Here is a 23,291-nt window from a genome sequence, read left to right on the forward strand (position 1 = left end):
GGCGTGCCATCCTAGCGTAAGGCGGTTACACGAAGCGAGTTTGCCCTCGAAAAACGTCGATCGAATGGAGCCAGCCACCCTTGGTTTGATAGGGATGGAGCGACTACGATGCGCGCGGCGTATGCGGCGGTGGGTCACGTATTTGGCAGTGCTTGCGGTGTGCTGCGCGTGGGCGGCTCGCGAGGCGCCTCTGGCCAGCGCCGATGCCGCGGCGTGGGACCCAAACCAGGCCGCGGCCGAGGTGCTCGATGCGCGCTATCAACGAGTTGACGACGTGGCCGGGGCTGGTAACGCCATCCCAGCCGACGACACGGCGCGGCAGCCGAGCGCTGTCCCGCCGAAGAAATCGACGCGCGACGGCTCGCAGCGCCGCGACGCCAGCGCGACCAGCACATCGTTTGGCTCACTGGTTTGGATCGTGCTCGCCATCGTGGTCATTCTCGCCGTAGTGGCCCTGGTGATTACGCCCGGAGGCGCCATCGACGTCGCCGCGACGGCGGCAGCGGACGAAGCGGCACCCTCTGCCCCTGCGCCCCCTGTTGCCGCCGCGCGCGCGCGCCAGGCCCCGCTGCAGCAGCCGCGCCAGACCGCCGATCAACTCGCGGCCGAAGGAAAATTCGCCGAGGCGATCCATGCGCTTTTGCAGCAAACCCTTGGTGAACTGGTGGTGGTGGCCAAGCACAAGATTAGTGACGCCGCCACCAGCCGCGAAATTGCACGCCACCTCGTGCTAGCGCCCGCGGCAGGCCAGGCGTTGGCGGCGCTCATCGGCGCCGTCGAACGCACTCATTTTGGCGATGAGGTGCCCGCGCACGGCGATTACGCGCAATGCCGCGCCACGTTTGACATCTTTGCCAACACCTATCGCGGCGGACCGGCACGCAAGGGCCAGCCAGGCGTGGGCGCATGAACGCGCGCACCATTACCTTGATCGGCGTTGTCGCGAGCCTCGCCTTCATGGGCGCGCTCATGGTGGGGCTGTCAGGCGGCGACCAGACAACCGAGGCGGACGCGCCGCCTACCACCACATATTCATATTCGCTCCTGGGGCACCGCGCGCTCCTCGAGCTGCTCGGTAAGCTCGGCGTGCCGGCCGCGGCTAGTCAGCATGCCTCGATGTCGCGCGCATGCGGGCACTTGATGGTGGTCGCCGAACCAGACGGCTCGGACGCGTCGCTGCGCGATGTGACCGTCGACCTCCCCTGCCCCAAAGCAATTCTGTTCGTCTTGCCGAAATGGGAAGGCGACGTAGATGAGGCGGGCTTTGTCCGCACGCCCTCGCTGGTGTCGACCTCGCGTGTGCATGCGGTGCTGGCGGCGCTCGAACTCGACGGCAGCAGCGTCGCGCGCTTGACCTCGCCTTCGATATGGAGGACCGAAGGCGCGCCGGTGCCTATCGCGGCGGTCACCGACTTACAATTGCTCGGCATCGACGATGCACTTGAGCCCGTTATTTCGACCGAGACCGGCGGCATCTTGCTCGCACGCCATGCGAACTATGAAAACGTCTACATTCTCGCCGATCCAGATTTTATTAATAACCAGGGCCTACAGCGCGGTCAGGCGGCGTTTGCGGTGGGGCTGCTGCGGCACCTAGGCGGAGATTCTGCCGTCGTCTTTGACGAGACGGTGCATGGCCTGAAGCGGTCGCGATCGGTGTGGCGCGCGCTGTTTGCGTTCCCGCTCGCGCTCATCGCGGCGCATCGCGTGGTGGTCTGGTTGCTGCTGGTTTGGGCGTTTGCAAAAAATACCAGTGGCGGCGAGCCCGAGGCGGCGCGCGAGGGCGGCTTTCGCTACCTGGTGCGCAACACCGCCTCGCTGCTGCACGGCCCCGCGCATCGCCGCAACGTGCTGTTGCGCTACCTCGACGCGGCGCGCCTGCATGTCAACGTGGCGCTCGGCCGCACGCAGCCGATGACGCCCAGCGACTTGGCCGCCCGGCAAGACGCCCGCCGCGTGACGACGTCGCTCGCCGTCATTACGCAAAGAACCCAAACGCTCAGCGATAAACAACTCGCCCAAGATGGGGTACAGCTAGCCCGCGCCGCTTATGTCTGGCGCAAGGAGATGACGGATGAATCTTGAAGCCATTGCCAATATCAGCCGCGGCATTCGCGGCGAGCTGCACAAGGCCGTGGTGGGCCAGGACCACGCGATTGACCTTTTGCTCACCGCGCTGCTCGCCGAGGGCCACGTGTTGCTCGAGGGCCAACCTGGGCTTGCCAAGACGTTGCTGGTCCGCGCCTTTGCCAAGACCTCGTCGCTGCAATTTGGGCGCATTCAGTTTACGCCGGACCTAATGCCTGGCGACGTGCTTGGCACCAACCTGTTCAATTTCCAGAGCAACACGTTTAGCCTGACCAAGGGCCCAATCTTTACCGATCTGCTGCTGGCCGACGAAATCAATCGCACGCCGCCCAAGACGCAGGCGGCGCTGTTGCAGGCCATGCAGGAGCGCACCGTCACCATCGACGGCAAGCACCACGCGCTCGGCGACCATTTTTTGGTGGTCGCGACGCAGAACCCGATCGAACAAGAAGGCACCTACCCGTTGCCCGAGGCCCAGCTCGACCGCTTTCTGTTTAAGATCGTGCTCGCGTATCCGTCGCGCGACGAAGAGCGGGCAATCGTCGCCTCGCACGGGGGCCGCCGCGCCACCACCAGCCTTGATGCGCTCGGCATTGGCGCGGTAGTCGCCGCCGAGCACATTGCGGCGATGCGCGAGGTCGTGACGCAGATCCGCGTCGCCGAGCCGATCGTCGACTATATCGTCGATATCGTGCGGCAAACCCGCGAGCACGGCGCGTTGCGGTACGGCGCCTCGCCACGGGCGGCGGCCTCGCTGAGCCAAGCCGCGCGGGCCTACGCCGTGCTCGCCGGCCGCGACTATGTCTTACCCGACGACGTCAAGGCCCTCGCCGTGCCCGTGCTCGCCCATCGCGTTGGCACAAGCGTTGGCGCCGCGATGGACGGCGTCTCCGCGCAGGCCGCGATTAATCAAATTCTCAGTCGCGTCACCGCGCCGCGCTAAGCCGCCACCACCAACCATATTCATCATGCGCCCAACCCCTCGCTGCCTGCTGATCGCGTTGCTCGGCTTTGCCGCGTGCGTGCCGGCGCTCGTGATCGGTCCGGCCTGGTGGGTCGCGTGGCCGATCTACGTCGGCGCGTTAGTTGGCGCGATTGGCCTAGATCTGGCGTTTTCGGCGTCGGCGCGGCAATTTACCGCCGCTTCGTCGATGAGCGCGGTGGGCTACGTTGGCGCGCCCGTAACGTTGACGCTACATCTCACCACCGGCCGCAAGGCACCACCGGCGTTGCGCGTTGCCTTGACCGCGCCCGCTGAGCTGGTTGGCGAACGCCATCGCGAATTGGCGACCACCGCGCAAACTACCTATGACGTCGCGTTCTCGCTGCGCCCGGTGCGCCGCGGCGCCTACCAAGTTTCCACTTGCATGTTGCAATGGCTAGGGCCGCTGGGGCTCTTGTCGCATCGTCTAGACCTCGCGCTGCACGGCGAGGTCTCCATCGCGCCCAACATTGAGAAGGTCAAGCAAGCGGCGATCCGCGTGGCGCATGCGTCAAACTATATTGGGCAGCGCATCCAGCGCTATATTGGCGATGGCAGCGAGTTTGAGCAATTGCGCGAATTCCAGGCCGGCCTCGATCATCGCGCGATGGACTGGAAGGCGAGCGCGCGCCACCGCAAGCTCTACGCCCGCCAGTTTCAAGCCGAGCGCAATCACCAAGTCATCGTCGGCGTCGACTGCGGCCACATCATGAATGAGGTCAGCGGCGGCGCGACCAAGCTCGATCATGCGATCCACGAGGCGTTGTGGTTGGCGTGGGTCGGCCTACAGGCCGGCGACAAGGTTGGTTTTGCGGCCTTTGGCGCGCAGCTCGCCGCGTGGACGCCGCCGGCCAACGGCCAAGCCGGCTTTGCGCAGATCTCAAAACGCGCCGCCGGCCTCGATTACAGCCCCGAGGAGACCAATTTCACGCTTTGCATGACCGAGCTGATGTCGCATCTGCAGCGGCGCGCGCTGATCGTCATCTACACCGATCTGGTCGACTCCGTGATGGCCGAGCTGCTCACCGACAATCTTACCCGCTTGGCGCAACGGCACGCGGTGATATTGGCGGTGATGCAAGATGAGGCGCTGCGGTCGCATGCCTTGGCCGAGCCGGGCACCTACGATGATGTCGCGCGCGCGGTGGTTGCCGCCGAGTTGCAACGCGAGCGCTTGCGCGTCTTCGAGCGCTTGCGCGCCTCAGGCGTGCATTGGGTCGAGGTGCCGGTCGGCCAAATGTCGATCGCCGTCATCGACAAGTATCTCGAGCTCAAGCGCCGGGAGGTGTTTTGATGATGCAGGGTGCCCGTGGTGGCAAGAGCGTTTCGTTTCGCCACGAGCGCGAGGCGATTTGGCGCGAGCTCGAGACCATGATCGGCCAGGCCGAGAAACAGGGGCTGGCCGCCCTCTCGACCGACCAGCTTACGCGCCTGCCGCGCGTGTATCGCGGCTGCGTGTCGAGCCTGAGCATCGCGCGCTCGATTTCGCTCGATCAGGCGCTGCTGCGCTATCTCGAGCAACTATGCGCGCGCGGCTATCTCTTGCTCTACGGCGCGCCACCGCGCACCCGCAGCGCCCTTGCCGATTTTTTTCGCTTTCGCCTGCCCGCCGCGATCGTCTCGCTGCGCTGGTACATCCTGGTTGCGGTGTTCGCGCTTGGCCTTGGCGGCGTGGTTGGCTACGCGGCCACCTCGCATGATATCGACATGTACTACGTCTTTATGGGCGAAGGTGCGCAAGGCCGCACGCCGCTGTCCACGACCGCCGAGCTGCGCGGCGAGCTCTATGACGTCAAGCCCTTTTCTGATGCGCTCAGCGCCTTTGCGGCCTTTTTGTTCTCGCATAATTCCACGGTGGCGATCACCGCGTTTGCGCTAGGTTTTTTGCTCGGTGTGCCCTCGTTCGTGTTGCTGTTTTACAACGGGCTCAATCTCGGCGCCTTTGTGTTTCTCTATCACAGCCGCGGCCTGGGTTGGGATATCTGGGGATGGCTCTTGCCCCACGGCGTGCCCGAACTCTCCGCAATCATTTTGGCTGGTGCGTGCGGCATGAAGATTGGCGCGACGCTATTTTTGCCGCGCAACGATTCTATGCTCGCGGCCATGCGGCGTGCAGGCATTCAAGTGGGCCAGGTCATGCTCGGCGCGGTGTTCTTGCTGCTTATCGCCGGACTAATCGAGGGCATTATTCGGCAAACTGTCAGTGACATTAACGTGCGCTACGCGATGGCGGTAGCGGGCGCCCTGCTGCTCGGCGCGTACATTTGGCTCGGCGCGCGGCGGGCGGCGCGCACGGACGCACTCGCGGCCCAGATGCCAGGGAGTTGGTAGACACCATGGCGAGCCCCGTGGACATGAGACCTTCTCTAGCGACCGACGACCGCGCCGGCGAACCCGCGCGCGCGCGCCAGGTAATCACGCCCGAAGGCGTCGCGGTACAATTTGTCATTGCCTCGCGCTCGGCACGCGTTGGCGCGTTTTTGCTCGATGTGCTCATGCAGGTGCTCGCCATCGCCGCGCTCGCATTTTTGATGTCGCTGGCCGGCGCGGCAGACGACGCCGGCGGCGGCGTGCTGCAGCTCGCGTTCTTCCTCATCTGGAATTTCTATTTTGTATTTTTCGAGGCGCGCTGGGGTGGGCGCACGCCTGGCAAGCGATGGATGGGCATTCGCGTGATGGATGCCAATGGTGGACGGCTCGAACTTGGCGCCATTATGGTGCGTAACTTGGTGCGGGCGCTCGAAATCTGGCTGCCGGTATCGCTATATCTCGAAGCCTCTGGCGCGACGCCGCGCCAGGGGTGGGTCATGGCAGGCTTTGCGGCATGGGGCCTGGGCAACGCGGCATTGCCCTTTTTCTCGCGCAACCGCCAACGCATTGGCGATCTGCTCGCCGGCACGTGGGTGGTCGAGGTGCCCAAGGCCGAGCTCTTGCACGACCTCAGCGCGGCGCAGGCGCACGCGCAGGCGCAGGCCCAAACGCAGACGCGCAGCGCCTATGGCGTATCGCCGGCGCGCACGTTTCACTTTGCCGATGCGCACCTCGCGCACTACGGCGAGTATGAGCTCAGCGTGCTCGAGGCCACCCTGCGCCGCGATCCGGCGTCGCCCGGCTACGACGACGCACTCGTCACCATCGCCAACGCGATTCGCGCCAAGATTGGGTTTCGCGACCAGGTCGCGCCTCGCGAGGCCTTGTGGTTCCTGCAGCAGTTTTACGCCGCCCAGCGCGCCACGCTTGAAAAGCGCCTGCTGATGGGCAAGCGGCGGAAAGATAAGTTTAATTAAACAGAAACGCATTGAGTGGGGCCGGAGGCAATAAATGCCCGGTGTACGGCTTCGCGAGCCTCCTTACCTCCAGACGGCTCATGATCCATCACATCTTTTGGGGCCAAAGCGCCCCCGCCAAGCGACCTGGCGCGCAATCATTCTGTCTGTTAGCTGGCTCGCCGCCGCTGTCCTTCCTTCGATGTTGTCGCCAGCCAGTCGGAGAACTTGCCCTCCGCAGACTTGGAGGACGCGTACCGGTGCGCCGCGCTGGGCGCAAAATCCCTCATTCACGCGTGAGACTGGACGTTTAGGCGCCGGGCGCGGCATTTTATAGCCAGCGCCCCGGCGCTCCATCGCCAAACCAGCGCAACTGCGACGATTGGGTCGCTCGCAGTCGTTGTGATCCCGTCGGACGACGGACTATGGCTGCTAAGTGATCGGAAGCAGGTCGGACAATTGTGCTGCCGCGTCCCCGGCCCTGGGTTTTTTCTTACCCGGGCCGGGCGCTGATGGGGGCGTCAATTTGTTTAAAATCGCGTCGATTTTTGTAGCCGGGTGGCCCAATTTTTTTATATTAATGCTAAATCAATGTGCGCCGCTAAATCTGTTAGGACCAGCAAAACCGGGGCTCAGCTTCAGCTCACCGTTGGCACGCCGCATCGCAAGGCGAAAGATGGATCGCGACGCGGGGGTAAGCGCCCGGGTGCCGGGCGTAAGCCCAACGGCGAAGTTGCGATGGTGTCGCATCTGCGTCGTCCGAAACATAAGGCGGCGCATCCACTGCATATTTCGTTGAAGGTCTTGCCCGGCGTGCCGAATTTGCGCCAGCCGCGGCTGGTTCGCGTCATCACGCACGCCATGCGGCAGGTTCACAGCGTGCAGCAGGGCGACGCTAGCCGCGGCGCGTTTCGCATCGTCGAATTTTCGGTGCAAGATACGCACGTGCACTTGCTCGCCGAGGCGGCCGATCAGCGCGCCATGTCGAGCGGCATGGCAAGTCTGGCGATTCGCATCGCCCGCGCCGTCAATCGCGCGCTGGGTCGCGAAGGCAAGGTGTGGCGCGACCGTTACTACGCGCGGCGACTCACCGTGCCCAAAGAAGTCCGCAACGCGCTGGTGTACGTGCTGCTCAATAGCGTTAAGCACAAGCCGGATCGCGTCGCGGCTGGGCGTCGGCAAACGAGCACGCGGGTGCTGGTGGATGTGCGCTGCACCTCGGCGGCGTGGTTTAAAGGATTCGCGCCGAGCTGCGAGGCGGCGTTGCGAGTGGCCGGCGCCTCGCCGCACGATGCGCCGGTCGCGCCTGCAGCGACGTGGCTGCTAACCACCGGATGGCGCCGGCACGGCCTTATTGATCCGCGGCGCGATGGGCCGCGCGGGTAGGCAAGTGGTCTGCTTGTGACTGATCCGTGTTGCCTTCAACGTGCTGGGCCGCGGCGGCGTAGGCCTGCCAACACGATGAGCGCCAGAACGCCATCGCGGCGCTGGGCGGCCACATCCGGAGATGTGATCTATCGTGAACTAGACGGCTGCGACTCGGCATCGCTGCGTCCATCTGTTCTTCGCCACCTTGGATCTATTTCCGCGCGATCCTGGTTAGGTCGGCGTCGGCGTGTGCGGGCGAGGCAGCGGCTATTGAAACACCGCGGCGAGCTCATCGGCGTTGGTGCCTTCCTTGCTCTTGCACAAGAGGAAGTAGACTACCGAGGTCGAAACCGCAAAAAAACTGGCGGATATCGAAGCGAAAACCAAATCAATCGCGCTTCCTACGTTTACCACCGCCAAAAATGACGCCACTTCGGTCGCCGATTCTGCGCGCGCTTGCAAATAGCTTGTGACCGTATTTCGAAGGACATATGCCACGCCAAAATGGACCAAGAGCAAGATGACAATTAGCAAGAAAATCTGAACAAGACTGCCGCTGGTAAGATCGCGGCTGCGCGCCAGCGAGCGATGAATACCAGCCCGCTCGATGACACGGGCTGGCACCGCCACGTACAGGATGCAGGTGCCGAAGACGGCGGGAAGGCCCAACCAGATGAGGCTGCCGATGCCGATCAAGATCACCACCGCCATCGTGGTGCCCAGAGCTGGCAACGCCCGCGCGACGCCATATCGTACCGCCATCACAAATGATGCGGGCTTGGCGCTTAGCGCTTGGAACACCGCATAGGCGACAACCGCAGCCAAACAAAAGTTCACGACCAGCTGGTAGATGATGCGGTTGACTTGAGCCGAGGTGTTTTCAGGATCTATAGCGCTCAGGTCTGTCATGTCGCTGGCGTACAAATACAAATACAGCGGCAAGTAAAAGAGCAACGCCGTCGCAATTACAAATGGCGCATTGGCTGCCCATGCTGACGCTGTGAGCGCGACTGCGCGCCGGAGCGACATATGGTCAGTGGAGGCGGCGACGGCTGCTTTGCTGGGGGCGCCCTCCAGCAGCGTTTCGCCCAGGGCCGCCTGCCACGGCGGCGGAGCGCCAACCTCTCCTATCACCATAGGGGCCGCAAACGCCGCTTTCGGCGCTTCGCCTCGCAGCGAAATTTCACATTCCTTGCACATCGCCGCGCCGACCACATTGGGCGTACTACAGGCTGGACACGGCTCGGTAGCTTCGGTCATAGGGTTTTTAATTGTTGGCTAAGTCAATTACTGAAACACCGCGGCGAGCTCATCGGCGTTGGTGCCTTCCTTGCTCTTGCGCAGGAGGAAGTAGACCACGACCGTCGAGACGGCGAAGAAGCTCGCGGTGATCGCCATCCAGCCGACGTTGACGACGATGGCATAGTTGACCGTTGAAACCAGTTTTTCAGGCGACATGGCCTCGAGCTTGCTCTCGGTGAGGTCGCCAAACAGCGACTGTTCGATGAGATAGGCCATCCCCATATTGGCAAGGCCGAGCGCCAATGCGAGCCCAAAGATGGCAAGACGGTGCCCGTCGGTGAGATCGCGGCTGCGCCCCAGCGCCCCGCCAATACCCGGCGCCTCGATAACCGCCGCGGGCACCGCCACATAAAGCATGCACATAAAGATTAGGCCGGGGATGACCAAAAATAGCGTCCCAACGCCGACAATAAGGCCATACGCTATGCTTACGCCGAGCACGGGAAACATCCGCTTTAGGCCCGTGCTCAGCGCTTCGCCAAAGGTCACGCGCTTGCCGCTGAGCGCCTGAAAATCGCGAACGCCAAGACGGCGGCGAGCAGCGATTGCGCGAGAATGCTGTAGATCTGCACCCATCGGCTTTCGAGCGTGAGGGCACCTTCCTGCATGGCAACAAGATCCTCCATGCCGCCGACGCGAAAAAACAAGAAGAGCGGCAGATACAGCACCGCCGCCAGGAGTAAAACAAACGTCGCGTTCTTGACCCAGGCTGAGACCGTCAGCGTCAACGCCCGCCCCATCGAGAAGGGCTCGAGGGCGCCGCCGCCATGGGCGGCCGAAAAGCCCGCAAACGCCCCGGCAGTGTACGGTTGGCCTGAGCTAGATCCAAACGCCGGTGCCGTGCCTGTCGCGGCGGTGGCGGCCATATTCGATGGCGCGGCAGGCGCGCCGGAGCCCGCCAGCAGCGACCGTTGGCAACCTATACAGGTTGACGCGCCTTGCAGATTGGTCGCGTTGCACGCGGGGCAGTTGATGGTCAGCGAGCTCATGGGCCCCCACCACTACCAGGCTAGCTAGCCCGGTGGGAAGCACTATTTTGCCGCGGCATTAACGGAATACCGAGGCCAGGGCCGCCGGGCCAAGGTGCTCCTTGCTCTGAATGAGCGCATAATAGAGCACCGACGCGGCCACGGCGAAGAAGCTGGCCGAGAGGCCTGAGAAGGCAATGCCAATCGCTAGCATTTGATTCACGCTGGTTAGTTGTGCGGCCGCGGACATGGCGTCAAAGTCTTGGCCGGTCAGGTTTCCAACAACCATGCGCTGGACCAATCGCTGTAGCCCCGCCTCGGCAAACCACAGCAGCACCATCATGCCGCCAATGCCGAGCCGGTGGCCAGCGGTCAGGCGAAAGCTGCGCGCAAAGGCGCCCGCGAATCCGGGTGACTCAACGACGGAGGCAGGAACGGCGACGCACCACATCGACATGACGATGATCGCCGGGGTCAGTGCCAAGAGCGCGAGCAGCCACGCCAGGCTAGGCGGGATCGAGCGCGCCAACGTGCCGGCGGCGAATACGCCCGCAACCAGCAGCACCGCCAGCACCACCGCCATCGCAATCATGACGCTCAAAACCGGCAGCATGCGCGCCAACCCTCGCCGCAGCGCGCGCAGCGGCGCAACGGACTGCGTGCTCAAGATGCCAAAGACGACGTACGACAGCAGTGCTAGCATGAATGCGACTGCGAACATGGCGTAGACCTGCGAGGGCCACGTCTCCCACTTGCCGCTCATCAGCGTTCGCATCTCCGCCGCGTCGTCGGCGCGAAAGTAAAAGTAGAGCGGCGCGTAAAACAGGGCCGTCAAGATGAGCGCGACCGGCGCGATGCGAAACCACATCGCAACCGCGTTGGTAAGCGTGCGCCCGAGGCCAAACTCCGGCGGCCGACGCGCCTCCAGCTCCGCGGCATATGCCGCGAGTTCTTCTTCCGACGTTGGGTCACGCATATCCCCTTATATCTTAGGTGCGCGCTACAAACTCATGGTTCCACAAGCGATCGAGAAAATCAGTCCAATGCAGCAGGCTCGCGGTCGCCCCGCCACCAAGCGCGACGACGCGCGGCGAGGGGTCTTGCGAGACGAGCACGTAGCGCGAAAATACGCCTTCCTCGGCCAAGGCGCGTAGGCCCTTGAGATCCTGCTCGTTGACGCGTTCGGTCGCCTTTACTTCAATCGCCACGGTTGTCCCCACCAAAAAATCGACTTCAAAATGGCTGGTTGAACGCCAGTACATGAGCGGTTCGCGCGAGCGGCGATAGCCGAGAAAGGCGCGGAGCTCCATGCCGATGAAGGTTTCAAACAAATTGCCAAACGTATTTGAGGTCCGATCTAAGACATGTGTGCCCGCGAGGCTGTTGCGCACGCCGGTGTCAAAAAAATAAAATTTGGCGGTCGTGATGGCTTTGCGTTTTTTGGAATCGGCCCACGCCTCCAAATTGAAGCCCACCAACGTGTCGTGCAAAATTGACAAATATTCACGAAGCGTTGACGCCGGCACTCCCGTATCGCTCGCCATCTTGGCGAAGTTGATCACCTGACCGTGAGAGATCGCGAGGGTCTTGAGAAAGCGGGCAAACGGCGGCAATTTGCGCACGAAGCCCTCCGCCTGAATCTCCTCGCGGAGGTAGGTGTTGACATAGGCGTCGAGGTCATCCGCGGGCTCGGGCGAGAGGTAAACCGCGGGCAAGCCACCAAACAGCAGATACCGGCCTAAATCAAAATCGGGAATCTCGTGGCGGACCAGCGGATATAAGTTGGCTTGCAGGGCGCGTCCTGCGAGCAAGTTCGCCGCACCGCGCTTGAGCTTGCGGGCACTCGACCCGGTGAGCAGAAAGCGCCACTTGCGGCTCTCTATAAGTCGGTGCACCTCGTCGAGGAGCGCGGGCACTTTTTGAATCTCGTCGATGACAACGATTGGTGAATTCAAGCGTCCTGTCCCAAGCACAATGGATTCCAAGCGATAGGGCTCGGCCAACAGCTCAAGCGCCAAACGCGTGTCCAAAAGAGACAGCACCAGCGCGTCATCGCTCAGAGTTTGCTCGATGAGAGAGCTCTTGCCGGTGGCGCGCGGTCCGAACAAAAACAATGACTTGCGCGCAATTAGCGGGTGCAAATCCAGCTCGCGATGAAGCATAATCAACAGTATAGTTGTTGATTATTATGATAATCAACAGAACAATTGTCGATTATAATATCACAATAGTTTCAGTTAGATGCGCGCGAGCACACGTTCAGGCTACGCACGCTCGCAGGTGAGCAGCAATGGCAGACGCCGACCTCGTGGTCTTCGGCGACGAAGCAAGCGCGCTATTCGCGGTGTTGGGGCCTATCTCACGCCGCGTCGCCGCGCGATAAACGCCGCCGCGCATAGGGCTAGCGCGAGACCGCCGCCGCCAGGCAGGTCGCCTGCGCTGGAGCCGGCGTTACAATTAATGCTGCCGCCCGAGACGTTGACCTGGTCGTCAAAGCCGTCATTGTCGTCGTCCGGATCGCAGGCGTCGCCCGGCGCATCGTCGTCGACATTGGCTTGGTCAGGGTTGGCATCGGAAGGGCAATTGTCTTGGTCATCCGGCACGCCATCACCATCGCTATCAGGAGGCGCGTCGTCGTCGGCGCTGTTGGGATCGCTTTCGCCGGCGTCGACCGCGCCATCGTGGTTGGCATCCTCTTGGCCATCAATGACGCCGCCGCCATCTGTATCGGGGTTCAGCGGGTCGGTCGTCGTGGCCCCGCCATCGGCATCGGCGATGCACGCCGCCGCCGAGGCATCCGTGTCGGGATTGCTGCAGTCTAGGCCGAGCTCCGTGCCATCAAACAGCCCGTCGTTATCGCTGTCTGGATCTAGCGCATTGATGATTCCATCGTCATCGCTATCTTGGTCATAGGCTGGCTCGTCACCGTCGACGACGCCGTCGTCGTCGCTATCGGCATCGTTAGGATCTGTCTCAAGCACGAGTTCTAGCCACGTTGGCAAGCCATCACCGTCGTCGTCGGCGCCGGTCTGCACGGTTACCGTCGCCGTGGCCTCGCCGCCATTGCCATCGGAGACCGTGTACGTAAACGTGACGGTGCCTTCGAATATGCCATCAGGCGTATAGGTTATGGTTCCATCGACGTTGATGACCGCGGTGCCGGCGTTTGGCACGCTAACCGCCGTGACCGTGAGCGTGTCGCCGTCGACGTCGCTATCATTTGCCAGCACCTCGATGATGACGGGGGCCGTTGTCGCCAACGCGTTATCGTCGACCAAGGTGGGCGGGCTATTGATCGCCGTGATCGAGATGACGGTGGCCTGCGTGTCGCACAAATCTGGCGTGCCGCCGTCGCAAATTTGCACGCTCACGGTGCAGCTCGCAGGCGGCGTTGGGCCCGCTGGCGTAAACGTATATTCGCCCGTGCCCGCATCAACAGCGCCGCCGCAGGTGTCGCCCGCGCCGACAGTCCATGTTTGCGCGGGGCCATCGGCATCATCGCGCGTTGGATTGTACGTATACGCGGCATCCTCAGTGGCCGCCAGCGGCGCGATGCTGGTGATCACGGGCGCGTCGTTGGTTGCGGTGATCGAAATGACGGTGGCCTGCGTGTCGCACAAATCTGGCGTGCCGCCGTCGCAAATTTGCACGCTCACGGTGCAGCTCGCAGGCGGCGTTGGGCCCGCTGGCGTAAACGTATATTCGCCCGTGCCCGCATCGACAGCGCCGCCGCAGGTATCACCCGCGCCGACGGACCAATTCTGCGCGGGGCCATCGGCATCATCGCGCGTTGGATTGTACGTATACGCGGCATCTTCGGTGGCCGCCAGCGGCGCGGTGCTGGTGATCACGGGCGCGTCATTGGTCGCGGTGATCGAAACGACGGTGGCCTGCGTGTCGCACAAATCTGGCGTGCCGCCGTCGCAAATTTGCACGCTCACGGTGCAGCTCGCAGGCGGCGTTGGGCCCGCTGGCGTAAACGTATATTCGCCCGTGCCCGCATCAACAGCGCCACCGCAGGTGTCACCCGCGCCGACGGACCAATTCTGCGCGGGGCCATCGATATCCACACGCGCAGGCGTATAGGTATAGCCCGTCGCTTCAGTCGCCGGATTCGGCGCGAGGCTCGTGATCTCGGGCGCATCATTTACCGGTGAAACCGTAACCGTAACCGTTGCCGAAGCCTGCCCGCCAAGGCCATCAGCGATGGTGTACGTAAACGTCATCGTGCCAAAGTAATTTTCTTGTGGCGTTATCGTCAGGCCGGTGCCGCCGCCGGTGATTGCGGCAGCGCCATTGCTCGGTTGCGTCACGGCAATAATGGTAAGCGAGTTGTTGTCGAAGTCGCTATCGTTGTCGAGCACGGGCACAGCGGTCGCCGCGGCGTCTTCATCCACGGTGATCGAGTCGTCGCTGGCAACCGGCGCGCGATTAATAGTGGTGTTGTCCGTGGCGCTATTATTACCCAAAGATGGGTCTGTCACGTTGCTCGGCGCGGTGACCGTCGCCGTATTGGCGAGCGTCCCACTCGCGCTAGCGGAAATCGTCGCGCTTACCGTGTAGGTGGCAATGCCTCCCGGTGCCAGCGTCACCGTGCTAGCAAGATTGCCCGAACCGGAGGCGGCGCCGCAGGCAGATCCAGCCGTTGCGCTGCACGTCCACGTCACGCCGGTTAAGCCCGCCGGAAACGTATCGGCAACCGCGGCATCAAAGATGGGCAAGGGCTCGGTGCTGGTGTTAGTGACGGTGATCGTATAGGTGGTGCTGTCGCCGGGGGCGAGCAAGGTTTGGCTATCGGTGATCGCGATGGACAAATCGACGGTCGAACACATCACAATATTTGTTACGGCTGCGTTGGGCTCGCCTGCCGCACCGCGCGTTGCGCCATTGGCCGGAAATTCGCTAAGCACCGCGCGATTGGTTGTGCCGTTGGCACCACCTGTGGCGCTGCGTGCAACCGCACCGCCAGCCACGGCGATAAAGCCGCCACCGCCGCCACCGCCGGGGCCTTCGGCTTCGTTGGTGGCCGCGAGCGTTTGATTGCCGCCCACGCCGCCGTTGGCTTCGACCGAAATGTCGCTGAGCGCATTGGTGCGAAGCACGATCGTGCCACCGGCGCCGCCACCGCCAGGCGCATCGCCGGGATTGCCATTGGAGGCAACCGCGCTGGCGCCATTGGCCCTCACAACGCCTGCGCCGCTTACTTGGTTGGCAACCAAAAACACCATGCCGCCGCCTCGACCGCCTGCGCTGGCGGCGCCATTGTTGCCGTCGCCCGCGCCACCACCACCGCCCATAAACAGGCGCCCGCCCGTTGGATCGTTGGCCACGGGTCGCCCGCCAAGGCCGCCAACTTCGCGGCGCGAATCGCCCCCCCACAGCGCATTACCGGGGCCGATGGTTAGCGCGTCTTGATCGCTCCCAGAGTACGTATAGCCACCGCGGCCGCCGCCTGAGGACGTCGTCAGCGCGTTGCCGTTGGCAATATAGCCCGGATCTAACGTCCACGCCGTGGCGCCGGTGGCCGCACCGTCCATCACGCCTTGGCCCGTCCACGTCGCGCCGCTATTGCCGTTGGCGCCACCGCCACCACCACCGTTATGCCCATCACCGCCACCGCCGCCGTTGGCGGCCGCGCCGCGTGAGTAACGTCCGTTGAAGGTCGAATCATAGCGAGCCCCATCGCCGGCGATGCCCTCGCCTTTTTCCGCGCCATTGCCGGCCGCGTTGGAGCGATACGTGGTGACGCCGTTGGACGTCGAGTTATCGACCACGCCGCCGCGAAAGCCTTGGGCCGAAACATCGATGCCTGCGCCGTCGATGCTGGCGGTGCCGCCAACATGCACCGCGACGATGCCGCCGCGCGTACCATTCCACGCGGTCGCGACGATCGAGCCGCTGCCGCTTACCGCTAGGCTGCTAAGTTGCGGCACGCGGACCACTTGCGTGCGACCTGCCGCGCCCGACGTATATGCATAGCGCAACCCCGTTTGGCAGCTGGTATCGATGGTAATGGTGTTGACTGCGATCGACGCAACCTTGACAAACTCATACCGTCCCGCATTGCCAAGCGCGGTGACGGCGCCATAGCCGACGGCATCGGTGCTATCGATGGTGGCACCCTGCATCTGGACGATCAGGAGCAAATCGCCAGCCGCGAGGTTGCCAAACGTGACGTTGTTTAGCGTCGTCGCATCGTCGACCGTAAACGACGTTGCGCCCGCGATCACGTCGGCGTTAAGCGCCGCATAGTCATTGAGCACCGTGTTGGCGGTGGTAACCGCAAGCGCGCCGTCCTGGCCGGTCAGCGCCTCGCTAGTTTGCTCGGTATCGCTTGATGCGCCGTCGCCAACATCTAGATCTGTACCGCACGCTACTAACCATGTGCTCATGGCACACAAAATAAATACTCGCATCATGCTGTCCCCCAGTGCTCGCGGCACCAACAAAATTCTAGCTGGTGGCAACCACAGGCCCAAGCAGATCTGCTTGCGTTTCGGTGAGGGCCTATGTCATGCGGCTGCCTACATATTGCGCGCTAGGCGCACTAGGCTCGCTCGCACGTGAGCAGCGAATGGCAGACGCCGACCTCGTGGTCTTCGGCGACGACGCGCAGGCCAGCGGCCTCAATGAGGCGGCGCAGGACCTCGGAGTGGTACATGCGGCTATTGCCGTTGGCGATGCAGGCGAAATAGAGCGAGGTCGCGACCACGCAGTAGCGGGCGCTTTCGTAGCGCTGGCGATTCCACAAAAGCTCCAAGATCATGACGCGGCCGCCGGGGGCGAGTGCGGCGCTGGCGCGGCGCAGGATTGAGGCGATCTGATCTTCGGAGAAGCAATCGAGAAATTGGCTCATCCAGATGACGTCGGCGGTGCCTGGTAGCACGGCATCGTTGGCGAGGACGTTCATAGGAAACGCGGCGACGCGGCTGGCCTGCGCTGGTGGCAAGGCTTCGATGTTCGGGGCCGCAAGCGCGAGTTGCTGCGGGAGGTCCACCATGGCGATTTGGACGGCAGCGTCGCGCGCGACGCAAGCGCGCGCGAATTTGCCGACGTTAGCGCCAATATCCATGATGCGGCCGACGGATCGGTCAAAGACTCGGTCTAAGCACAGCGCAAACACTTCGTCGGAATAGTAGTTATCGAACGAAAACCACGAGTCGCGCACCACCGGCGGCAGCGACGACAGGCCTTCATAGAGCGTGCTCCATGCCCCCAGCTCGCGTAGGCCAATGGGCAACCCTTCGCGCAGCGACGCCTCAAAATGGCCAAAGGCGCGATAGCAAATGTGATGTGAAAAATCGGTATTGATGCGGACCGCGGGCTCTTTGAGCCAAAAAACCCCAGCCTTCTTGATGTAATAGCGAGCGTCATCGTATTCGGTGAACCCCGCAACGAAAGAGGCCTCAAGCAGTAAATCTATGGCGTACGGCGACAAGCCATTTGTGGTGGGAGCGACGTCGGATGCAACGACGCCTTTTTTGCCGGCGCGATACAAGGCGTCGAACACGCCGCTATCGCGCGCCACCCGCATCGCCTGAAACATTAGCGGCGCAAAGGCCATCTTCTGCGCCTCAAAGCGCGCCAGCTCGGCTGACGTGCTCGGATCGGCGACGCGCTGCACCGAGCTCATACGAACCTCGCCAGCTCGCTGCGATACGCCGCGAGCAGCGCGATGATCCACGTATCGCTGCGCTCATCGCCAACAAAGGCCGGCACCGTCTGCCGCACCCATTGGTAGATGTTGCGTAACGGCGCGGGCAGGCGCTCGGCGCCGTTGACGGCATCGGTGGCCTGCGCCGCGGCCAACAGCGAAATGACCGCGACGTGCTCGCTTAGATCGAGCACTTGGCGCAGCTCGCGCGCGGCGAGCGTGCCCATTGGCACCTTGTCTTGGTTGTGGCCCTCGGTGCTGCGCGAAAACGCGGTGGCGGGCATGCAGGCCTTGAGCGCCTCGGCGACCAGCGCCGACGCCGTGATCTCCAGCGCCTTAAACCCGTGATGCGCGACGCGCGACTCATCGAGCACCAACACCAAGTTCTCGGGAATGCCCGTCGCTGGCGCCGCGTGGCACAGCAGCATCAATTGGCGCTCAAGCGCCTCGGCGCTGCTGGCAACTTGCGTCTTGAGCGAATCGGCGACGTAGGCGACGTGGCCGCCATAGAAATTGCCGCCGTGCAAGATATCGCCGGTTTCGGGGCAAACCAGCGGATTATCGCCGGCGCTGTTTAGCTCGATGTCGACGACGTTCGCGGCATGCGCCGCGGCGTCGAGCAAGACGCCAACCACGTGCGGCGCGCAGCGGATTGAATATGGATCTTGCACTTTGCCAGCGTGCGGAATCGGTCGCGCCGGCACGCCCAGATCGTCGCGCACCCACGCGGCATATTGCGCCGAACCGGGATGCGGCTTGGCGACAAAAATGCGCTCGTCAAAATGCGCCGCCTGCCCCTGCAGCAGCCAACTGTTCCACGCGGTAATCGTGGCATGCCAACGCGCGAACTGATTGGCGCGCGCCAGGCCGATGGACGCCAACGCCGTCATGACGCTGGTCCCATTCATGATCGAGAGGCTTTCCTTGGGTTGGAGTTGCCATGGCACCAGCCCTGCCTCGCGCAGGGCCACCTCGGCCGGCACCACCTTGCCTTGCCAATACGCCTCTCGCTCGCCCTCGAGTACTGCGGCAACGTAGGACATTGGCGTTAAGTCGCCGCTGGCGCCAACCGAGCCAATCTCGGGCATGCATGGCAAGACGCCCGCCGCAAGCAAGTGTTCAAGCGCCTGCATGGTCTCGACCCTGATGCCGCTGTAGCCGGCGCTAAGCTGCGCCAGACGCGTCACCAACACCGCCGCGCTCTCGCTGGCCGCGAAATGCGCGCCAACGCCCGCACCGTGATAGCGAAACAAGTTGGTCGCGAGCGCCTGGGTCAGCGCGGCACCGACCTCCTGCGTGCACGAGGCGCCAAAGCCGGTTTTGATGCCATAAAGCGCCGAATGGCCACTTAGGCGCTCATGCACCGCGGCGCGCGTGCGTTGCATTTGCTGCACCCAGGTGGCGTTTTGGCTAAGCGCGACGCGGCGTGTGCCAAGCGCCACGGCGACAACATCGCGATACGACAGCCGGCCGTCGCCAATTGAGATGGTAGGTACGAGGGTCACGCTTGGCTCCAGAAGTCGTAGAAGTTAAACCAATTGAGCGGCGCCAATTGGGCGTACTTGTCGATAAATTGCGCAAATTGGTCGACGTAGGGCTGGGCGGCGCCCGCGCGGTCGCCTCGCCGCAGCACGACGCGCTCGGCGAGCAGCTCGCAGTGAAGGTCATAGCGATTGGGCTTGGTGTAGAGCCCCGCGACAAAATAGACCGGGCAGCCCAGGGAGTGCGCCAAGATCCACGGCCCAAGCGGAAAGCGCGCCGGAGCGCCAAGGCAGGTCGCGGTGACGCAGCGCTCGTCGCGATCGCTGCGGCGATCCGACAACATGGCGACCAGCTCGCCGCGCGCGATCGCGGCCTTGATCTTGAGGATCGGCTCGATGGCGGCGCCCGGGCCCGAGCCGCCGAGCGAGATAACGCGCAACAAGGCGCCCGGCGCCAGCGACTGCAACACGCGATTGACGCGCTCGGCGTTGGTGAAATCGACGACAATCGTTAGCGGCACCGCGAAGTGGGCGGCCGCGGCGCGCATCGCCTCGAAGCTGCCGAGATGGGCGCCGACGAGCAGCGCACCGGTTTTGCGCTGCACGGCCTGCACAATCAGCTCATGGCCGTGGCGCTCGATCTGCAGCGCGTGCCATTTGCCGGTCAAGAAAAACAGTCGATCGAGCGACGTCTGCGCGAAGGCGTGAAGATGGCGTAGGGTTTGACGAAACGTCGCCGGTAGCCCCATGCGTTGCAAATACGCCGCCGAGACGCGGCGCGCGGCGCGGTGAAACGTCGCGTAGTAGAGGCACAGCCCGTACAAAAACCAACCGGCGACGCGGCGGCCGGCGAGCCGCGCCAGCGCGACGACAAAACGAATGCCAAGCACGGTGCCGGCCTCTGGGATGGAGCGCCATGACGACGGCGCCGCCTTGCCGCCCGCCGCTGCGTCTTCGTTCACGCCTGCCCTCGCCGGCATGCGCGCCACAGACGACGCAGTGGCCACGTCGCGAGCCTGGCAAGGCCTTCGAGGCATAACCGCGTGTGCGCCCACGAGATCAGCGCGGTATCGACAAAACCGCGAAAGTGCGAAACGCCACCGCGCTCGGCCGGCACATAGACCACCTTGGTCGGCACGTGGCGCACGCGCGCGCCGGCCCATACCAGTCGCACGGCAATCTCCGGATCAAAATCCATCGCATTGGCCTTCATCGAAAGGCCCGCGGCGAGCGCCACAGGATAAACGCGAAAGCCGCACAAAGGGTCACCAATCGCCCTGCTTAACGTTTCTACGGCCACCCAGAATTTTGAAATCTTGCGCGCGATGAGGCGACTGCGCGGTGCCGAGGCGTCAAAGATCGGCTGCGCCAGCACCAAGATGTTGTCGCCACCTTGAGCTGCAGCGAGCAGCGCCGGGATGTCGCCCGCGTCGTGCTGAAGATCGGCGTCAATTTGCAACGCATAGGCAAAGCCTTGTGCCTCTGCCCAGGCCAAGCCGGTCTTCACCGCGGCGCCCTTGCCGCCGTTTAGCGGTCGCCAAACCACGGTGCAAAGCCCCTCGTCGACGAGGCCACTGGCGATCGCTTTGGCCTCTTCGCCGCTGCCGTCGTCGACGACGACCACGTCGCTTACGTGCTGCCGCACGGCGAGCACAACCTCGCGCAGGGTGCGCGGATTGTTATAAGTTGGGATAATGGCGCACGCGTTCACGGCGCCTCCTCGGTGGGCACGCAGGCGATCACCCCCGAAGCGACGACGTTGCCGACGCTCGTGGCCTCAAACGAAAACTCATCGCCCCGCCGCACGCCTGTGACTTGGATTTGCGCGCCGGGAAACACAGGCTGCACGAAGCGAATGCGGCGTAGGGCGCCTACCCTGCCGAGGCTGGGCGCTAGCAAGCGCACGGCGGGGAGCACCACGTATTGCAGCACGACGGCGCCCGCGAGCACCGGCAGCATCGGGAAATGTCCATCGAAGAAGGGTAGCTCGCGGCGAATGTCACAGGTGACCACGTCGCCTTGCAAGGACATTGGGACGCTCGGCGCGGCCGCGGCAGCGGTTCCACGATTGGAGGCGTCGGCCGGCGGTGCCTTGGCAAACATGGCGGCGAGCGCCGCGCGCGGCAGCTTGCCCACGGCGTCGCGTGGCAGGCGGTCGACAAAGACGATTTGCCTTGGCGCGAAGACCGGATCAAATTCGCGTCGCACCGCGGCCGTGACGCGTGGCTTGTCGCGCAGCTCGCCGGCAATCGCGTATTTGAGCCTGCCTTCCACGCCTGGCCGCGCGTCGTATAAAACCGCCGCGTCGCTAACGCCCGGAAGGCGGCGCAACAAGGCCTCCACCGCCGAAATCGCGACGCGCTTGCCGCCAATCTTGACAACGTCATCGCGACGCCCGAGATGCGCAAAGCTGCCATCAGCGTTCAATTCGAGACGATCCGCCAACACGTGGCGTCCGTTATCGCACCACGGCGACGTCACCGTGGTCATCTCATCGTCAGTACTCAGCACGACGCCAGGCAAGGCGCGCCACCTCGCCATCGGTGCGCTGCGCGTGGCAATCCCGCCGGTCTCGGTGGAACCGAGCACGTCGGTAAGCTGCCACCGATGCGCGCTCATCAGCGCGACATGAACCTCCATCGGCAGTGGCGCGCCGCTTGAAAAGACACGTAACCCCTTGGGCATGGCCACGCCCCGCATCGCGGCGAGATGCGGCGGGGTGCTGACCAAAACGTCGACACCGCCCGCAGCAATCGCCCCCGCCACCTCAGAGGGCAAGAACGCCTGCTGCGTAATGATCGCCGTGCCGCGGCGCAGCGGCGCCAAGACGCCAAACAACAGCCCATACAAGTGATGACCCGGCACCGTTGAAAGCAGCACCTTGGCGTCGTCCAAGAGCGCGGCGAGCACTCTCACCTCGGCGTAGAGCTGCGCCACTGATTTGTGCGACTGCGCGGCCTCGCCGGTGGTGCCCGAGGTTGAAAAGATCAGGCTTGCCCGCTCAGCTAGGTCGGCGACCTGCGACGCCGTTTCCGGCGTTGCGGCGGCCCCGCCGATCACATCCGGCACGTAGACGTCTTTGGCGCTGAAATGCTTGGCATCGACGACGTCGTGCAAAAAAAGGTCACAGCGTTCATAGGCGCGGCGGAGCGTCTGGGGCTGCGCGTTTGGCAAGAGTTGCACCGTGGCGCCAGATGCCCACGCGCCAAGCAGGCCGGGCACGAAGCTCACCAGGCTTCGGCAGGCCAAGGCCACGCGCGGCGGGTGGTCGATGCCGCTTGTTGCCGCGTCGAGCACGCCCGTGACCGACTGCGCTTGCGCGCGCAGCCCGGCCTGGGTCAGGCCTTGCGCGGGGCACCACAGGGCCGCCAAATCGTCCGCGAAAAAGTCATTGATGCGCATGACTAGTCCCCAGTCTCAAATGCTATGAGCCAGTATGCGCCGACCTGGTCGCTGAGGCCAAGGCACGCTGACCGAGTTTGGTGGTTCCAAATGAGGGAAGCGTAACGAAGGCATCGGCGACCAGGGCAAGTAGAGTGGCTCATGTTGTTTGAGACTGGGGACTAGACCCGGGGAGGGAACACGCGGCTTAGCGCCCAGTCAAGCGGATTGCGGCCGTAGTCGCGAAAGCGCCATTTGCGCACCACGTACTCAACGGCAAAGAGCAGGCCGACGAGCAAGTAGCTGATGACGCCGGCGTAGAGCAGCCACATCGTCATCGGTGCGGCCACGGCCAAGACGATGCCTATGCCGCCTATGATGATCATAAAAACGCCCCAGATCTTGGTGAGCGATCGACAATAGCTCACCTCGTCGGCGGGCAGGTTGGGCTTGCTGAGGCGTGCGAAATGTTCGACCAACGGGGTGCCGCGCAGCGAATGAAAGAACACGCCGGCGAAGGCAAAATTGGTTGCTGAAGGCAGCAGCAAAAACATGGTGCCGGAGTGGAGCAAGGTGCCGGCCACCGCAAACGCGGCGCCAATGGCAGGCAGCACCAGCGTCGCTCGTTTTTGCGCGGCGGGCGCGGCCATCCAAGCCGGCACCGCGCGAAGCACGATGAAGATCAGCAGCACGAGCCCCGCCATGGTCACGTCGCCGCGTGTAAGCGACCAGTACAAGACCCACGGGGAGGCGATCATCATGATCGTCGACACCACGCGCAAAAACGTCGTCGTGCGCATC

At 63.5% G+C, this 23,291-nt stretch carries 19 protein-coding genes; 7 read left to right on the forward strand and 12 right to left on the reverse strand.

What is annotated here, in order from left to right:
• Positions 1 to 121: 121 nt before the first annotated feature.
• From IPL79_11110 to IPL79_11140, 7 genes are all read left to right on the forward strand, one after another.
• Entirely contained in the window at positions 122 to 910 is a 789-nt protein-coding gene (locus IPL79_11110; GenBank protein MBK9071537.1) for a hypothetical protein, read from the forward strand.
• Complete coding sequence (locus tag IPL79_11115; protein ID MBK9071538.1) at positions 907 to 2,085, forward strand: hypothetical protein; 1,179 nt, start codon at positions 907 to 909, stop codon at positions 2,083 to 2,085. The genes IPL79_11110 and IPL79_11115 overlap by 4 nt, the downstream gene beginning before the upstream one ends.
• On the forward strand, positions 2,075 to 3,031 hold the full coding sequence (locus tag IPL79_11120) for a MoxR family ATPase (protein ID MBK9071539.1): 957 nt from the start codon (positions 2,075 to 2,077) through the stop codon (positions 3,029 to 3,031). Before IPL79_11115 ends, IPL79_11120 begins: the two co-directional genes overlap by 11 nt.
• Before the next feature lie 25 nt (positions 3,032 to 3,056).
• On the forward strand, positions 3,057 to 4,364 hold the full coding sequence (locus IPL79_11125) for a DUF58 domain-containing protein (protein MBK9071540.1): 1,308 nt from the start codon (positions 3,057 to 3,059) through the stop codon (positions 4,362 to 4,364).
• Positions 4,364 to 5,401, forward strand: coding sequence for a stage II sporulation protein M (locus tag IPL79_11130; protein MBK9071541.1), 1,038 nt, complete (start codon positions 4,364 to 4,366; stop codon positions 5,399 to 5,401). Before IPL79_11125 ends, IPL79_11130 begins: the two co-directional genes overlap by 1 nt.
• A 23-nt stretch (positions 5,402 to 5,424) precedes the next feature.
• Positions 5,425 to 6,357, forward strand: coding sequence for an RDD family protein (locus tag IPL79_11135; GenBank protein ID MBK9071542.1), 933 nt, complete (start codon positions 5,425 to 5,427; stop codon positions 6,355 to 6,357).
• 570 nt (positions 6,358 to 6,927) lie between these two features.
• Positions 6,928 to 7,722 (forward strand): transposase, encoded by a 795-nt coding sequence (locus IPL79_11140; GenBank protein MBK9071543.1) that lies wholly within the window; start codon positions 6,928 to 6,930, stop codon positions 7,720 to 7,722.
• A 249-nt stretch (positions 7,723 to 7,971) separates the two neighbouring features.
• Here the strand turns inward: IPL79_11140 and IPL79_11145 are convergent, their stop codons facing one another.
• The 12 genes from IPL79_11145 to IPL79_11200 all read right to left on the reverse strand — a co-directional run bounded on the left by IPL79_11145 (position 7,972) and on the right by IPL79_11200 (position 23,290).
• Positions 7,972 to 8,964 (reverse strand): hypothetical protein, encoded by a 993-nt coding sequence (locus tag IPL79_11145; protein ID MBK9071544.1) that lies wholly within the window; start codon positions 8,962 to 8,964, stop codon positions 7,972 to 7,974.
• A 27-nt stretch (positions 8,965 to 8,991) separates the two neighbouring features.
• Positions 8,992 to 9,495, reverse strand: a complete 504-nt coding sequence (locus tag IPL79_11150) for a hypothetical protein (GenBank protein ID MBK9071545.1) — start codon at positions 9,493 to 9,495, stop codon at positions 8,992 to 8,994.
• Positions 9,492 to 9,995 carry a hypothetical protein gene (locus IPL79_11155; GenBank protein MBK9071546.1) on the reverse strand — a complete coding sequence of 168 codons (504 nt, stop codon included), beginning with the start codon at positions 9,993 to 9,995 and terminating at the stop codon, positions 9,492 to 9,494. Before IPL79_11155 ends, IPL79_11150 begins: the two co-directional genes overlap by 4 nt.
• Positions 9,996 to 10,053: 58 nt before the next feature.
• On the reverse strand, positions 10,054 to 10,950 hold the full coding sequence (locus IPL79_11160; GenBank protein ID MBK9071547.1) for a hypothetical protein: 897 nt from the start codon (positions 10,948 to 10,950) through the stop codon (positions 10,054 to 10,056).
• Positions 10,951 to 10,963: 13 nt separating this feature from the next.
• On the reverse strand, positions 10,964 to 12,136 hold the full coding sequence (locus IPL79_11165; GenBank protein MBK9071548.1) for an ATP-binding protein: 1,173 nt from the start codon (positions 12,134 to 12,136) through the stop codon (positions 10,964 to 10,966).
• Positions 12,137 to 12,328: 192 nt separating this feature from the next.
• Positions 12,329 to 16,366 carry a tandem-95 repeat protein gene (locus tag IPL79_11170; GenBank protein ID MBK9071549.1) on the reverse strand — a complete coding sequence of 1,346 codons (4,038 nt, stop codon included), beginning with the start codon at positions 16,364 to 16,366 and terminating at the stop codon, positions 12,329 to 12,331.
• 155 nt (positions 16,367 to 16,521) lie between these two features.
• Positions 16,522 to 17,607: a methyltransferase domain-containing protein gene (locus tag IPL79_11175; GenBank protein ID MBK9071550.1), complete on the reverse strand. Its 1,086-nt coding sequence runs from the start codon at positions 17,605 to 17,607 to the stop codon at positions 16,522 to 16,524.
• On the reverse strand, positions 17,604 to 19,133 hold the full coding sequence (locus tag IPL79_11180) for an aromatic amino acid lyase (protein ID MBK9071551.1): 1,530 nt from the start codon (positions 19,131 to 19,133) through the stop codon (positions 17,604 to 17,606). Before IPL79_11180 ends, IPL79_11175 begins: the two co-directional genes overlap by 4 nt.
• Positions 19,130 to 20,071: a hypothetical protein gene (locus IPL79_11185; protein MBK9071552.1), complete on the reverse strand. Its 942-nt coding sequence runs from the start codon at positions 20,069 to 20,071 to the stop codon at positions 19,130 to 19,132. The genes IPL79_11180 and IPL79_11185 overlap by 4 nt, the downstream gene beginning before the upstream one ends.
• Complete coding sequence (locus IPL79_11190) at positions 20,068 to 20,820, reverse strand: glycosyltransferase family 2 protein (protein MBK9071553.1); 753 nt, start codon at positions 20,818 to 20,820, stop codon at positions 20,068 to 20,070. Before IPL79_11190 ends, IPL79_11185 begins: the two co-directional genes overlap by 4 nt.
• Positions 20,817 to 22,511, reverse strand: coding sequence for an AMP-binding protein (locus tag IPL79_11195; protein ID MBK9071554.1), 1,695 nt, complete (start codon positions 22,509 to 22,511; stop codon positions 20,817 to 20,819). The genes IPL79_11190 and IPL79_11195 overlap by 4 nt, the downstream gene beginning before the upstream one ends.
• Positions 22,512 to 22,672: 161 nt before the next feature.
• Positions 22,673 to 23,290 (reverse strand): hypothetical protein, encoded by a 618-nt coding sequence (locus IPL79_11200; protein ID MBK9071555.1) that lies wholly within the window; start codon positions 23,288 to 23,290, stop codon positions 22,673 to 22,675.
• Position 23,291: the final 1 nt, after the last annotated feature.

The sequence above is a fragment of the Myxococcales bacterium genome, assembly GCA_016716835.1.
In the GTDB taxonomy this organism is placed as follows: Bacteria; Myxococcota_A; Polyangia; order Haliangiales; family Haliangiaceae; genus JADJUW01.

Excerpts from the sequence above, each read along its gene's own strand:
- IPL79_11110 (MBK9071537.1), top strand. The coding sequence starts at position 122 with ATGCGGCGGTGGGTCACGTATTTGGCAGTGCTTGCGGTGTGCTGCGCG.
- IPL79_11115 (MBK9071538.1), top strand. The coding sequence starts at position 907 with ATGAACGCGCGCACCATTACCTTGATCGGCGTTGTCGCGAGCCTCGCC.
- IPL79_11120 (MBK9071539.1), top strand. The coding sequence starts at position 2,075 with ATGAATCTTGAAGCCATTGCCAATATCAGCCGCGGCATTCGCGGCGAG.
- IPL79_11125 (MBK9071540.1), top strand. The coding sequence starts at position 3,057 with ATGCGCCCAACCCCTCGCTGCCTGCTGATCGCGTTGCTCGGCTTTGCC.
- IPL79_11130 (MBK9071541.1), top strand. The coding sequence starts at position 4,364 with ATGATGCAGGGTGCCCGTGGTGGCAAGAGCGTTTCGTTTCGCCACGAG.
- IPL79_11135 (MBK9071542.1), top strand. The coding sequence starts at position 5,425 with ATGAGACCTTCTCTAGCGACCGACGACCGCGCCGGCGAACCCGCGCGC.
- IPL79_11140 (MBK9071543.1), top strand. The coding sequence starts at position 6,928 with ATGTGCGCCGCTAAATCTGTTAGGACCAGCAAAACCGGGGCTCAGCTT.
- IPL79_11145 (MBK9071544.1), bottom strand. The coding sequence starts at position 8,964 with ATGACCGAAGCTACCGAGCCGTGTCCAGCCTGTAGTACGCCCAATGTG.
- IPL79_11155 (MBK9071546.1), bottom strand. The coding sequence starts at position 9,995 with ATGAGCTCGCTGACCATCAACTGCCCCGCGTGCAACGCGACCAATCTG.
- IPL79_11160 (MBK9071547.1), bottom strand. The coding sequence starts at position 10,950 with ATGCGTGACCCAACGTCGGAAGAAGAACTCGCGGCATATGCCGCGGAG.
- IPL79_11165 (MBK9071548.1), bottom strand. The coding sequence starts at position 12,136 with ATGCTTCATCGCGAGCTGGATTTGCACCCGCTAATTGCGCGCAAGTCA.
- IPL79_11170 (MBK9071549.1), bottom strand. The coding sequence starts at position 16,366 with ATGAGCACATGGTTAGTAGCGTGCGGTACAGATCTAGATGTTGGCGAC.
- IPL79_11175 (MBK9071550.1), bottom strand. The coding sequence starts at position 17,607 with ATGAGCTCGGTGCAGCGCGTCGCCGATCCGAGCACGTCAGCCGAGCTG.
- IPL79_11195 (MBK9071554.1), bottom strand. The coding sequence starts at position 22,511 with ATGCGCATCAATGACTTTTTCGCGGACGATTTGGCGGCCCTGTGGTGC.
- IPL79_11200 (MBK9071555.1), bottom strand. The coding sequence starts at position 23,290 with ATGCGCACGACGACGTTTTTGCGCGTGGTGTCGACGATCATGATGATC.